This is a genomic window from Lentisalinibacter sediminis (assembly GCF_040706615.1).
GTDB lineage: Bacteria > Pseudomonadota > Gammaproteobacteria > Steroidobacterales > Woeseiaceae > Lentisalinibacter > Lentisalinibacter sediminis.
Genome location: NZ_JAPDRF010000004.1, coordinates 62,740 through 75,307 on the forward strand (window position 1 = coordinate 62,740; position 12,568 = coordinate 75,307).

Below are 12,568 nucleotides of genomic sequence, written 5' to 3' on the forward strand. Positions count from 1 at the left end.
ACTGTGGAGAATGCGTAGCAGGTGTAAAGAAATCCGACGTTGACTCAGTCCGTTTCCATGCTGGTCAGCGTCCTGAGAAAGGCCGCCAGATCCTGGAGCTCAGAGTCGCTCAGGTCCAACGGAGGCAGCTCATGGTTGGACATCTCCTTGGTCGGCGGATCACGGTAGAACTGCAAAACTTCGATCAACGTTTCGAAACGCCCGTCGTGCATGTAGGGGCCCGTTTCGGCCACGTTACGGAGCGTCGGCACCTTGAATGCGCCGTTGTCGGCATGGTTCTGCGCGGCGAAGCGGTGATGCTCGCACTCTTCCCCGTCCGCGTCGCTGTATGGCCCCAGGCAGTTGAACTCGTCGACCAAGGCGGCCCGTAGTCCGACTAGACGACCGAAGTCCGGTAACTGCCCCTCGGCCGGCAAGCCGGTGCCGATATTGTTGAAGCCGAAGTTGGTGAAGTAGGAACCGTTATGGCAGCGCAGGCATTGCGTTTTCTCCGGGGACAGGAAAAGGCGCAGACCGCGTTCCTCCTGCTCGGACAGCAATGTGTCTGACTCCGATTCATCATCGAGCGATGCCACGTACGCATCGAAGCGGCTCCGCTCCGGCTCCAAAGTGGATACGTAGCTCGCGATGATCTTGCCGACGGTCGCGAACGCCCCATTCACCTGCCGCCGCTGGGATTCCGCGAGCCGATTCCAGCGCACCTTGTCCTCCGCTGAACCGTAAGGCCCTGCGGAATCGGGTAGTTGTTCGAGATCAGGAACCGCGCCACCCGCCAACTCTACAAAACGATCGCGATACGCTTCGCTCGTCAACACGTAGCGCACGACCCGCGTGCGGTTGTTGTCCATCTCGCCCGGCGTCTCGATGGGCGACAGGGCCTGCGACCACACGCTGTCCCGCCGACCGTCCCAGTAGAACCAGTCGCCGTGCGCCGAACCCAGCAATGTCGGCGAATTCCGCTTGAGCTCCCGGCTGCCGAAACTCTTCTTCTTGCCGTCCGTGAAATGGAGCCGCGGATCATGGCAGGACGCGCAGGACAGATCGCCGTTCAGGCTGAGCCCGGGATCGAAGAACAGGGCCTGGCCAAGGGAGATCGCCTTCGGGCGGCCGAGAAGACGGTTGGACGGATCCTCCGGCGCTTTGCGCTTCTCCGGCAGCGTCAGCGAGCGCATCATCGCGACTTCACGGGGAGACCACTTTTCATCCGGCTCCTCGTCGACGACCGCCGGCGCGAGTGACAGCTCGAACAGGGCCTTGTCCGGCCCCGCAGGCCCGACCACGCCGACCACCAGCTCCCACTCGCCGTACATATTGAAGACCACGCCCTCGACCAGATAGACGCCGGGCTCGAGCCGCTGTGTTACGCGGGGCGCCGAAGGCAGCCCGTGGCCGTGCCCGGGCATGCCGCCGTAGAAAGCGAGCTGGGTAGGCTCTATCGGTGCCCCGTCACCGTCACGTATCTCGATCGTCCAGGCGTGGCGCTCCGCGATCGGGATATCGCCGGAGCGCGGCTGGATGACGATACGGTAGAGGCCGGCATCGGTCTGCTTTGCCAGAGGTGCGGCCGGCAACGATCCTGCCGAACCAAGCAGCAAGACCAAGCCGAGCAGGATTCCAACCAGAGAACGCATAGCGACGGATGATTGCCCTATTCGGATGCCGCACGCAAGCTCGACAGCCGCGCGGAACCTCGGAATGACATAACCGGGAGAACGACGCTAAAGGTCGTCGTGCGTGGTCGGCCTGTCGAGCGGAAGAACCATCGACAGCCTGGTACCCTTCGCTACCACGCTTTCCACATGCAACTCCCCGCCGCTCGCCCGCACCGTCTCCCGCACCTGATACGCCCCGATACCCATACCGGACGTCCCCTTGGTACTGTCGAACGGCTTGAACAGACGGGTCTCGATAAACGCCTGATCCATTCCCCGTCCGGTATCGATCACCCGGATCGCGCACTCGCCGTTGCAGGGCTCCGCGGTCACACGCACGCTCCCATCCGGCGGCGTGGCATCCTGCGCATTACGAATGGCATGGATCAGCGCCGCCAGCAGCCGCTCCCGGTCCGCCCTAATCCACAGCCGCTCCTCCCCGATCCCGGTCCGTGGCTCGGGCCTTCGATCCGCACACTGGGACACCGCTTCCATCACCAGCTTGCCCACCTCGATGCGGCTGGCGGCCTGCATGGGCGCGCCCTGCTTCAGCTGCTCCAGCACCTTCTTCATCCGCGCGACACCGCTGTCCACCGTGCGGATGGCGTCGTCGATGAACTCCGGCTTGTCCTTGTGCTTGTGGGCGTTCTCCACCACCAGTGACTGCTGGGCGATGAGGTTCTTGAGGTCGTGCATCAGGTACGCGGTGAGCCGGTTGAAGGCCTCGAACTGGCGGCTCTCGGCCAGCTGGTATTTCTTCTGCTCCTGGTCGAGGTAGCTCGCGATCTGGCGGCCGGCGGTCTTCAGCAGATCGTGATCCTCATAATTGAGGCTGCGCGGCCGCTCGGAACGGGCGAGAGCCACAAAACCCAGCATCTGCTCCTCGCTGACCAGCGGCACGATGACCCCCGGCGGCTCGACGCCGAGCACGCCGAGATCCGCTTCCAGGCCCTCGTAGCGAGGTGGTTCGCGCCGATACTCGTCGGCGTCGATCACCCAGCCGGTCTGCTCCAGGAACCACACGAGGGAGTGGTCCACAGGAAGCGTCTCGCCCCCTGGCGCGGTATTCCAGCCGGCGCTGCAGCGGAAGCGCCCGTCCTCGCGCAGGTAGAGCACGCCGGCGGGCGCCTCCATGATGTCGCAGAGCGCCTTGATGCCGCGCTTGGTCAGCGGCAGCCCGGGGTCCTCCGGGGCGGACAGCGTATGCATCAGCCGCAGCCACTCCTCCCGGTAGTCGTAGCGGTTGCGGAAGAAGTGCTTGCTGATGAAGACCTTGAGCCGCGCCCGGAGGCGCTCCGAGAAGACCAGCACACCGAGGATCAGGATGGCGGCGGCAAAGAACACTACCTGCCCCGCCGGTCCCCACTCGCCCCCGAATGTATCGATGTAGTAGCCGATGGCCGCCATCAGGATGAGGTAGATACCCACGCCCATCAGGGTGGTGGTGTAGAAGACCACCTGGCGGGAGACGAAAATGCCTACGGACCAGTCCGGGTTGCGCTGGGCGGAGACGGCGATCAGCGGGACGCAGAAGGCCGCAACGATACCGCGCACACTCCAGAGCACCTCGTCGATGCGGCCGAACAGGATGGCCTGTGAGTAGAGCACGAGGTCGTAAGCGAACAGGCCGAGCAGCCCGAGGCACAGGAACTTCAGCGCCGCTCGCTGGGCCGAGCGGGCGTTACGGTAGATCTGCTCCACCATAATCAGCGCGAATAGCGACAGGCCGAGCGAGCCCGTGATTAACGCCTGACCGACGCCGGGAGACGGCATGCCGGCCGCCTCCGCAACGAACAGGCCGACGCCGCCCAACAGCACGGCGGCCGCCAGCGCGGGCCCACCGAATACCAGCACGCGGTGGCCGGCGCCGCCGCCGAGGCCGCCGGCGAATAGCGCAGAGAGGAAGACCAGCCAGGCGCCGTTCCTGAGCGTCTCGGCCAGGAAGACCTTCAGGACGGCCAGAGCCGGATCCGGCGAGATGCTGACGGCTAACGCCACGCCCCACAGCGCCGAGAATCCGGCGGCAGTGGTGAGCAACGCGCCGTGCAGCCGTCCCTGCCAGCTGGTCAGGAGCAGGAGGGTGAGGATCAGGAATGCCGCGCCAGCCAGGCCGTAGCCGATCGCAGGTAGGCTGGCCAGCATGGTTCTAGCGGGCGCCCTTGCCCCAGAGGATGACTTCGGCGGTCTGCAGCATGATCACCAGGTCCAGCAGCAGGCTGTGGTTCTTCACGTAGTAGAGATCGTACTGCAGTTTCTCGACGGCGTCTTTTTGCGTGGCGCCATAGGGGTATTTGAGCTGGGCCCAGCCGGTGATGCCAGGCTTCACCGTGTGCCGCTCGGCATAGAACGGGACTTCCTGCTTCAATTCGCCGACGAACTCGGGGCGCTCCGGCCGCGGTCCCACGATGCTCATCTCGCCCTTGAGCACGTTGAGGAGCTGGGGCAGTTCGTCGAAGCGCATCTTGCGGAGCACCGCCCCCACTCGCGTGATACGAGGGTCGTTCTTCTCCGCCCACTTCGCCTGGCCGTCCGCCTCGGCATCTATCACCATGCTGCGGAATTTGAGGACATCGAAGGCCTCGCCGTACAGCCCGACCCGGCGCTGGCGGTAGAATACCGGCGCGCGGAGCCCGTCCTCCAGCTTGATGGCCAGCGCGCAGAGGGCCATCACCGGCAAGGCGATGATCATGGCCAGAAGGCTCACGAACAGGTCGAGGCCCCGCTTGGTCGCCCGGCGCAGCGGCGTGATGCGGAAACCGGAAGAGAAGATCATCCAGCTCGCGTTGACCAGATCGATACGGATGCGCCCCGTCTCGCGCTCGAGGAAGGCGAGCAGATCCAGGCAGTCGATGCCCCGGACCTTGCAGGCCAGCAGTTCGTCGATGGGCAGGTTACCGCGGCGGTCGTCCATGGCGACCACGATCTCGTCCACGTTGCGCTCGCGGGCGATGGCCAGCAGCGGCTGCTCGTGGCGGATGAAGTGGTCCTTGCTGAAGACGCCGGTATCGCCCGGTGCGCCGACGTTGGCGACCACGCGGAAGCCGCGGCGGTCCGCCTTGCGGCGGATCTCCTGGATGGAAGACGCCCGCTCGCCGGCGCCATAGACCAGCGTGCGCCGGCGGAAGATGTTCTCGTCGGCGGTGCGCAGGAAGAAGTAGCGGATCGCGGACAGCCCCACGAAGGACACCAGCGCGGCGATAACCGCCACGCCCCGGGTGGGCGCGATACCCGGGAAAGCGTACCAGACGACGGCCAGCGGGAAGCCGGCCAGGATAAAGGCAACGACCAGCCGCGCCAGCGCCTCTTTGAAGTACAACCGCTGATGGAATTGATAGAGGCCCAGCGCGATGAGACAGACGCAGACGACGGCGGTCAGCACCAGCGCCTGGGACCAGATGGGCCCGTGGATCAGCGCGTAGGCCTGGAAACTCCAGTCGAACCGCGCCCAGGCGGCAATGTACAACGACGCAAAGACCACCGCGCATTCCGCGGCAGCCAGCAGCACTACCGGCAGCCGCAGGTAGTTATTGAAGAGGCGGAGTGGCATCAGGCCGATATGCACCGTCGCTCCCGTCAGGCGGGCATGAGCAACTGCCGATGGGATACACCGTCCCATCAGCCCATCTTATCCAATCACATTATAGGCCAAAGGTTTCAGCAAGTTGTGACGCATTCCACAGAATTATGTGAAATGTTTACGTTCTGCCTATTCAGGGTAGCGGGGGTGCGTGACGGTGGGGTGAAATCGGTGCTCGAAATGCCGCCGGGACTTGAGGGCGACCCCGGCTTAGCCGATGCTTGTGCCCGTCCCGACCAGGCCGACTTTCCGTGCAGAAATCTCCCGCCGTTCCGCTACGCCTCCTCGCCTTAGCCGCTGCTGGCATTGTCATCCTCCTGCTCGGCCACCTGCTGCCGCTCGGCGGCCACTCCTACATCGGCCAGTCCCTGCGCGACTCCCTGCACGGCCTGGCGTTCTTCGTCTTCACGCTGATCATCTTCCGGCTAGCGCTGCCGCGATTGGGGGTGTACCGCGCCGCGCTGTTCGCAGCCGCCGCCTCGCTGCTCGCGGGCCCGGCCGGCGAACTCGCCCAGTGGCTGAACGGCCAGGAATACTCACTGCGGGACATCGGCCAGGATGCGCTGGGCACGGCCGCCGCGCTGTGCCTGATGATCGGGCGGCACGGCCGGCGGGAGGGTCGGTTGCGGCCGGATCGGGCCCGGGCCGTGATGGCCGGCGGCACGTTTCTGCTGGTGATCGTGCTCGCGCCGGTGCTCTGGTGGACCTGGGTGCTGGCAGCCCGCGCGGCCGCGGCACCGGTGATCGCGGACTTCGAGGGGGCCTGGGAGACGGCGCTGATCACCGCCGGAGAACGAGTGGCGACGCCGGCTGGCTGGCCCGCAACCGGGGATTACCTGTTGCGCGTGGAGACGCCGGCGCGGCGGTACGCCGGGGTGCAGTTTCGGGATCCGTATCCCCACTGGGGCGGGTTCACGGAGCTGCGCTTCGTCGCGGCCGCTGGTAACGGCGAGAGCCACAACCTGACGCTGCGCATCCACGACGAGATCCACGACAACCGCTTCGCCGACCGCTTCAACCGGACCTTCGCCATCGGGCCGGAGCCGCGGGAGTACTGCATCCCGATGGCGGACATCGAGAACGCGCCGGACACGCGCCGCATGGACCTCGCCGCCATCGCCGGCATGACGTTCTTCCTGATCGATACGGAGGGGACGGAGGTGTTCCTGCTGGACGCAGTCCGGCTGGCTACAGGATCTTGCCCGGATTCATCAGGCCCTTCGGATCCAGCGCCGCCTTGATGGCGCGCATGGCGGCCAGCGCCTCCGGATCCTTGTAAGTCGCCAGTTCACCCTTCTTCAGCTTGCCGACGCCGTGCTCGGCGCTGAAGCTGCCGCCGAGCTCCGCGGCCAGGTCGTGGACGCACTTTGAGAGGTTCGCGCCGTGCTCGCGCTTGAACGCCTCGGCGTCCTCGCCGGCCGGCGCCAGCAGGTTGTAGTGCAGGTTGCCGTCGCCGATGTGGCCGTAGATGGAAAAGCGGCACTCGGCAATATCCGCCAGGCGCCTCGGCGCTTCGGCCAGGTATTCGGGGATGCGGTCGATGGTGACGGAGACGTCGTGCTTCACCGAGCCGCCCTCGTGCTTCTCCGATTCCGGGATGGACTCGCGCAGGCGCCACAGCTGCTCGCGCTGCTGGCCGGATTCCGCGATGACGCCGTCCGTGATCTCGCCCTCCTCCATGCCGGTCATGAGGATGGCTTCGCTGACCTCGCGCAGCTGTTCGTCGCTCTGGCCGGAGGAAAGCTCCAGCAGCACGTAGTGGTCGTGGGGCTCGTCCAGCGGGTCGACCAGACCGTCGGTGTGCTGGAAGGCGAGCTCCAGCGACGGCCGGGTGACGTACTCGAAGGACGTAACGCAGTCGCCGCTCTCCCGGCGGGCGCGGCCCAGCAGCCGACAGGCGGATTCTGCGTCTTCCACCGCCAGCCAGGCCGTCTGGCGGGACTTGGGCTGGGGGAACAGCTTCAGCGTGGCGGCGGTGATGATGCCCAGCGCGCCCTCGGCGCCGCAGAAGAGCGACTTCAGGTCGAAGCCGGTGTTGTCTTTCCTGAGCCCGGTGAGACCGTGGATGGTGCGGCCGTCCGGCAGCACCACTTCCAGGCCGAGGCAGAGTTCGCGGCCGGTGCCGTAGCGCAGCACCGCCAGGCCGCCCGCGTTGGTGGCCAGCACGCCGCCGATCTCCGCGCTGCCCTCGGAGGCCATGCTCAGGGGGAACAGCAGGTCGTGCCCGGCGGCGGCTGCCTGGGCATTCGCCAACACTACGCCGGCTTCTGCCGTCATCGTGAAGCCAACGGGGTCGATCGTGCGCACTTCGCTCATGCGCGAGAGGGAGATGAGCACCTGGCCGTCGGCGTCGTCGGGCGTGGCGCCGCCGCAGTAGCCGGTGTTGCCGCCCTGGGGCACGATGCCGAGCCCGGCCTGGTAGCAGGTGGCCATGACCTCGGCCACCTCGGCGGTGTTGGCGGGACGCACGATGAGGGCGGCCTCGCCGCGGTAGAGGCGGCGCTCGTCGATGAGGTAGCCCTCGGCGGCGGCGGCGTCCACCAGGCCTTTCGGGCCGACGATCTCGCGGATGCGGTCCAGGGCCTGTTGGCGGTCGGGATTGCCCATCAGTGCAGCAACCGGGCGCGGATGGTTCCCTCGATGCCCTTCAACCGATCGACCAGCGGCCGGGCGTCGTCCAGCTCCACGTCCATGACCACGTAGCCGATACGGGCCGAAGTCTGCAGGTACTGGGCGGCGATGTTGACGCCCTCCTCCGAGAAGATGTGGTTGATCTTCTCCAGCACGCCGGGGACGTTGCGGTGCACGTGCAGGATGCGCCGGTAGTCGACGTTGTAGGGCAGCGAGACCTGGGGGAAATTCACGGCCTGGGTGGTGGAGCCGTTGTCCGAATACTTGATCAGCTTGCCGGCGACCTCCAGCGCGATGTTCTCCTGGGCCTCCTGGGTGCTGCCGCCGATGTGGGGCGTGAGCACTACGTTGTCGAACTTCGCCAGCGGCGAGACGAAGGGATCGGTATTCGACTTCGGCTCTTCCGGGAAGACGTCCACGGCGGCGCCGGCGATGTGGCCGGATTCCAGCGCCGCGGCCAGCGCGTCGATGTCCACGACGCTGCCCCGGGAGGCGTTGATGAGGTGGGCGCCCTCCTTCATCGTCTCGAGCTCGCCCGCGCCGATCATGCGGCGGGTCTCCGGCGTCTCGGGCACGTGCAGGGTGACCACGTCGGCCTCGGCGAGCAGGTCCGAGAGGTGGCCGCGGGACGACGCGTTGCCCAGCGGCAGCTTGTTCTCGATGTCGTAGTAGATGACCTGCATGCCGAGCGCCTCGGCCAGCACGCCCAGCTGGCTGCCGATGTGGCCGTAGCCCACGATGCCGAGCTTCTTGCCGCGGATCTCGTAGGAATCGGTGGCGGTCTTGGCCCACTCGCCGCGGTGGGCGGCGGCGTTCTTAGCCGGGATGCCACGGAGCAGGAATATGACCTCGGCCAGCACCAGCTCGGCCACGCTGCGGGTGTTGGAGAACGGCGCGTTGAAGACCGGCACGCCCTTCATCTCGGCGGCCTGCAGGTCCACCTGATTGGTGCCGATGCAGAAGCAGCCGATGGCGGCCAGCTTGCGGGCCTCGGCCAGCACGTCGGCGGTCAATTGGGTGCGGGAGCGGATGCCGACGAAGTGGGCATCAGCGATGGCCTGTTTGAGGTCGTCGTCGGTCAGCGAGCCGGTGACGGACTCGACGTTGGTGTAGCCGGCCTCGCGCAGGGCCTCACGGGCGACCGGATGGACCCCTTCCAGCAACAGGAAGCGGATGCGGTCCTTCGACAGCGACAGTCGGGTCATAGGGGCCCTGGTCAAAGTGGCGGCGGCTGGCCGCCGCCGTGGTGGACTGGTGGGCGATGCAAGGATCGAACTTGCGACCTCCGCAATGTGACTGCGGCGCTCTCCCAGCTGAGCTAATCGCCCGCCCGAGGGGCGCTAATCATACCGTTGGGCGAGGTTTCAGGCAATTGGGCGCCGCGTGCTTGTCTGGAACGTCGGACCGCTTTACAAATACGCTCGGCGGACAGGTCACGATATCTCCAACTTATTGAAAGAAATGCGGATTTTTAATTGGCTCGATTCTTGCTTTGTTATGCGCTGAGGGACTAAATTTTGCTTGGAGGCATATTGTGAAACTCAGAATTCTGGCGCTTGGAGCAGTTCTCGGCCTGATTGGCACCACGCCGGTAATGGCCGATGTGATCATCGACGACGATACCCTCGGGTACTACAACGACGGTCTTGGCGATCTGGAAGAGTTGGACGGTGAGAGCAGCGGAGACGGCAACATCCTCCCGGCACCGATCCCGACAGAAGGCGACCCAACCATCCTGCTCGATGGAGACCCTAATCTGCCGTTCGGCGACGTTGGTGCCTTCGGCGACAATTGGTTGATCGGCGATTTCGACAACGACGGTGGCGCCTGGAGCACGGAACCGGTCGCCGTTCCCACCACCTGGACGATCAACGACGAGACCGCTATCGTCTACAACTTCGACCTTGACAGCACGTCGGATCTTCACATCGACGTGGGCGTTGATAACGGCGTCTTCATCTGGCTCAATGGCAATTTCCTGTTTGGTGCGACCGCGCCGGGCGGATCTAACCTCGACGAATATGACATCGCCGTCTCAGGGCTGGCTGCCGGTAACCATTGGCTGGCAATACTCCGTGGTGACCATGGCGGCAGAACCGGTTTTGATATCAACGTGACGGCAAAGTCCGTGCCGGAACCAGGTACGCTGGCGCTTCTCGGCATGGGTCTGCTCGGGATCGGCGTTGCGCGGCGCCGCCGGATTTCCTGAAGCTCACTCAACTCAGGCTTTCTGTCGAAGCCCCGCCTCGTGCGGGGCTTTTTTTTGTGGGACTTGGTGTGATGTGTCCTCAGAAACGCATATTCCACGTTAACTTGGCCGCGCAGCCTTCGGTGGTGGCTTCGTCGCGGAGGAATAGGTCGAAGGTCATCTCGCCCGCATCCTCCAGGCTCCAGATGCGGCGGTATTCCAGAGACGGACGCGCCGCCTCGCCCTCCTCGTAGCGCAGCCGCACCAGGTAGTTGTTTAGCGGCGACCACGGAAAGGCAGCGGCCGGCATCTGCGGTTGTCGCAGTTCGGTCATTACGCCGACCCGGACTGGTGCGTCCGCGCCTTCTCTCACCACCCGGCGCACGGTTGCAAGGCTGCGGATCGCCGGGACCGCCTCTCCGGCAGACAGTGCCGTTTCACTCATGCCAAGCCGGGCCTCGTAGGTGGCCGTACCGTCGGGCGCGGACCGAAGATCCGCCTGCAGTTGTTCGATGCTGTCCAGGGGACTGGCGAGTGCGATGTGCGCGTGGCTGGTCTCGCCGGCCTCGTTCTCCCGCAGCTGCCATCGGAACGATTCGATGATCGGCAGCGGCTGGCGGATATCTAGCGTGGCGTTCAGAGCGGTGGAAGCGCTTCCCGGTGCCGTCGTGCTGGCGGCGGCAGTAATACCGGTTGCCAGCGTTGCGCGGTCGGACAGGCTGACCGTGTAGGCGAACTGCGGGCGAATCTCCGAAGCGTCGCCCGCCCGCTTCATGTCCACGGTGGCGGAGAGGGAATCGGCGTCACCGTCGAAAGCGATCCCGACCCGGCCCTGGCACACCTCGAAGACGTCGATGCCAGTGCAGGTGGACTCGCGCAGCGTGGTGGCGTGAGCGGCGCCGGCCGCCAGCATCAGAAGGGCGAATACAAGCCGCCGTTGTCGACTCGGGTGCGCCACTTTGGATCGGTTTCTGCGGAGGTCGAACAACCGTAAGCGGCGATGCAGCAGACGTCAAGGAAGCGGATATCAGAGTGTAGGAGCGGCTTCAGCCGCGACCAGCCGTCGGCCGAGCAGCCTTCAGGCCTTAAGGTCTAGTCGGGCCTGAAGGTTTAGTCGGGCCTGAAGGCCCTCCTACAGGCTGTCGAGCAGCTCCAGAATCTCCGCCGTCTTTCGCTCCATCAGCCTGCGGTCGCCGCGGCTCTCCACGTTCAGCCGCACCACCGGCTCCGTGTTCGACGCGCGCAAGTTGAAGCGCCAGTTCTCGAACTCGAAGCCGATGCCGTCGGTTTCGTCTATGGACAGCGCCTGGTCGGCGTAGCGCTCGCGCACGGCTGCGAAAGCGGCGTCCGTCCCCGAAATCTCCCGGTTGATCTCGCCGCTGGCCGGGTAGGCGGCGATGCGCTCGGCCACCAGTTCGGAGAGCGGTTTGCCCTGGCGGCTCATGATCTCGGCCACCAGCAGCCACGGGATCATGCCGGAGTCGCTGAAGGCGAAGTCACGGAAGAAATGATGCGCGCTCATCTCGCCGCCGTAGATGGCGTCTTCGCGGCGCATGGTCTCCTTCATGAAGGCGTGGCCGCTCTTCGACTGGATGGGGATGCCGCCGGCCTCCTCCACCATCGCCATCGTGTTCCAGGTCAAGCGTGGGTCATGCACGATCTTCTCGCCCGGCTGCTTGGCCAGCATGGAGATCGCGAGCAGGCCCACGATGTAGTAACCCTCGATGAAGCCGCCGTTCTCGTCGAACAGGAAGCAGCGGTCATAGTCGCCGTCCCACGCGATGGCGAAGTCGGCGCCGTGCTCGCGGATGGCGTCGATGGTGACGTCGCGGTTCTCCGGCAGCAGCGGGTTCGGAACGCCGTTCGGGAAGCTGCCGTCCGGCCCGTGATGGATCTTGATGAACTCGAACGGCAGATGCGGCTCGAGGGCGTCGATGACCGGGCCCGCGCCGCCGTTGCCGGCGTTCACCACCACCTTGTAGGGCTTCAGCGCGGAGACGTCGACGTAGCTCAGCAGCTTCTCCACGTAGGCCGGCCAGATGTCGTGCTCGCTGCGAGTGCCCCACTCGCGCGGCTCGTAGCGCTCGTCCTTCTCGGCCAGCCGGCGAATGTCGGCGAGGCCGGTGTCGGCGCTGATGGGCTTGGACTCCTCGCGCACGAATTTCATGCCGTTGTAGTCGGCCGGGTTATGGCTCGCCGTGATCATGATGCCGCCATGCGCCTCCAGCGCCTCGGTGGCGAAGTAGACGAGTTCGGTGCCGCCGACGCCGACGTCGATGACGTCTGCGCCACCCTGCATCAGGCCTTTCGCGATGGCGTCGGCCATCTCCGGGCTGGAGAGCCGGATATCGCGACCGATGACCACCTTCTCGGCCTTGAGGAACTCGGCCGTGGCGTTGCCGATGCGGTAGGCGATGTCGGCGTTCAGCTGGCCGGGGATCTGGCCGCGGACGTCGTAGGCCTTGAAGCAGGTGATCTCGATGGGCATGGGTGGAATTCCTGTCAGTGTTGGCGCAGGCA

9 protein-coding genes and 1 tRNA gene are annotated in these 12,568 nt (G+C 65.5%); 2 read left to right on the forward strand and 8 right to left on the reverse strand.

Features of this window, described 5'->3' with window-relative positions; genetic code table 11:
• Window positions 1-44: 44 nt before the first annotated feature.
• The 3 genes from ACJMKX_RS08940 to ACJMKX_RS08950 all read right to left on the reverse strand — a co-directional run bounded on the left by ACJMKX_RS08940 (window position 45) and on the right by ACJMKX_RS08950 (window position 5,199).
• Window positions 45-1,631, reverse strand: coding sequence for a cytochrome c peroxidase (locus tag ACJMKX_RS08940; RefSeq protein WP_405223907.1), 1,587 nt, complete (start codon window positions 1,629-1,631; stop codon window positions 45-47).
• Window positions 1,632-1,718: 87 nt separating this feature from the next.
• Window positions 1,719-3,794 (reverse strand): XrtA/PEP-CTERM system histidine kinase PrsK, encoded by a 2,076-nt coding sequence (gene prsK, locus ACJMKX_RS08945; protein ID WP_405223909.1) that lies wholly within the window; start codon window positions 3,792-3,794, stop codon window positions 1,719-1,721.
• 4 nt (window positions 3,795-3,798) lie between these two features.
• Window positions 3,799-5,199 (reverse strand): TIGR03013 family XrtA/PEP-CTERM system glycosyltransferase, encoded by a 1,401-nt coding sequence (locus ACJMKX_RS08950; RefSeq protein ID WP_405223911.1) that lies wholly within the window; start codon window positions 5,197-5,199, stop codon window positions 3,799-3,801.
• Window positions 5,200-5,480: 281 nt separating this feature from the next.
• On the opposite strand from ACJMKX_RS08950, the gene ACJMKX_RS08955 reads away from it, so the two are divergent.
• Window positions 5,481-6,470 (forward strand): hypothetical protein, encoded by a 990-nt coding sequence (locus ACJMKX_RS08955; RefSeq protein WP_405223913.1) that lies wholly within the window; start codon window positions 5,481-5,483, stop codon window positions 6,468-6,470.
• Here ACJMKX_RS08955 and ACJMKX_RS08960 read toward each other — a convergent pair.
• The 3 genes from ACJMKX_RS08960 to ACJMKX_RS08970 form a co-directional block, all read right to left on the reverse strand.
• Window positions 6,418-7,836, reverse strand: coding sequence for an FAD-binding oxidoreductase (locus ACJMKX_RS08960; RefSeq protein WP_405223915.1), 1,419 nt, complete (start codon window positions 7,834-7,836; stop codon window positions 6,418-6,420). The two genes, ACJMKX_RS08955 and ACJMKX_RS08960, sit on opposite strands and share 53 nt — an antisense overlap.
• A complete protein-coding gene (serA, locus tag ACJMKX_RS08965; protein ID WP_405223917.1) occupies window positions 7,836-9,065 on the reverse strand; it encodes a phosphoglycerate dehydrogenase in 1,230 nt (409 codons plus the stop codon). Before serA ends, ACJMKX_RS08960 begins: the two co-directional genes overlap by 1 nt.
• 47 nt (window positions 9,066-9,112) lie before the next feature.
• Window positions 9,113-9,188 (reverse strand) — tRNA-Val (locus ACJMKX_RS08970).
• A gap of 206 nt (window positions 9,189-9,394) precedes the next feature.
• On the opposite strand from ACJMKX_RS08970, the gene ACJMKX_RS08975 reads away from it, so the two are divergent.
• Window positions 9,395-10,069, forward strand: a complete 675-nt coding sequence (locus tag ACJMKX_RS08975) for a PEP-CTERM sorting domain-containing protein (protein WP_405223919.1) — start codon at window positions 9,395-9,397, stop codon at window positions 10,067-10,069.
• Window positions 10,070-10,148: 79 nt separating this feature from the next.
• Here the strand turns inward: ACJMKX_RS08975 and ACJMKX_RS08980 are convergent, their stop codons facing one another.
• Window positions 10,149-10,961, reverse strand: coding sequence for a hypothetical protein (locus ACJMKX_RS08980; protein ID WP_405223921.1), 813 nt, complete (start codon window positions 10,959-10,961; stop codon window positions 10,149-10,151).
• Window positions 10,962-11,180: 219 nt separating this feature from the next.
• Window positions 11,181-12,536 (reverse strand): phosphohexomutase domain-containing protein, encoded by a 1,356-nt coding sequence (locus ACJMKX_RS08985; RefSeq protein WP_405223923.1) that lies wholly within the window; start codon window positions 12,534-12,536, stop codon window positions 11,181-11,183.
• Window positions 12,537-12,568: the final 32 nt, after the last annotated feature.

Bases quoted from the DNA above. Each gene is read 5' to 3' on its own strand.
- ACJMKX_RS08950 (WP_405223911.1), bottom strand. From the start codon at position 5,199: ATGCCACTCCGCCTCTTCAATAACTACCTGCGGCTGCCGGTAGTGCTG.
- ACJMKX_RS08985 (WP_405223923.1), bottom strand. From the start codon at position 12,536: ATGCCCATCGAGATCACCTGCTTCAAGGCCTACGACGTCCGCGGCCAG.
- ACJMKX_RS08940 (WP_405223907.1), bottom strand. From the start codon at position 1,631: ATGCGTTCTCTGGTTGGAATCCTGCTCGGCTTGGTCTTGCTGCTTGGT.
- ACJMKX_RS08980 (WP_405223921.1), bottom strand. From the start codon at position 10,961: ATGCTGGCGGCCGGCGCCGCTCACGCCACCACGCTGCGCGAGTCCACC.
- prsK (WP_405223909.1), bottom strand. From the start codon at position 3,794: ATGCTGGCCAGCCTACCTGCGATCGGCTACGGCCTGGCTGGCGCGGCA.
- ACJMKX_RS08960 (WP_405223915.1), bottom strand. From the start codon at position 7,836: ATGGGCAATCCCGACCGCCAACAGGCCCTGGACCGCATCCGCGAGATC.
- serA (WP_405223917.1), bottom strand. From the start codon at position 9,065: ATGACCCGACTGTCGCTGTCGAAGGACCGCATCCGCTTCCTGTTGCTG.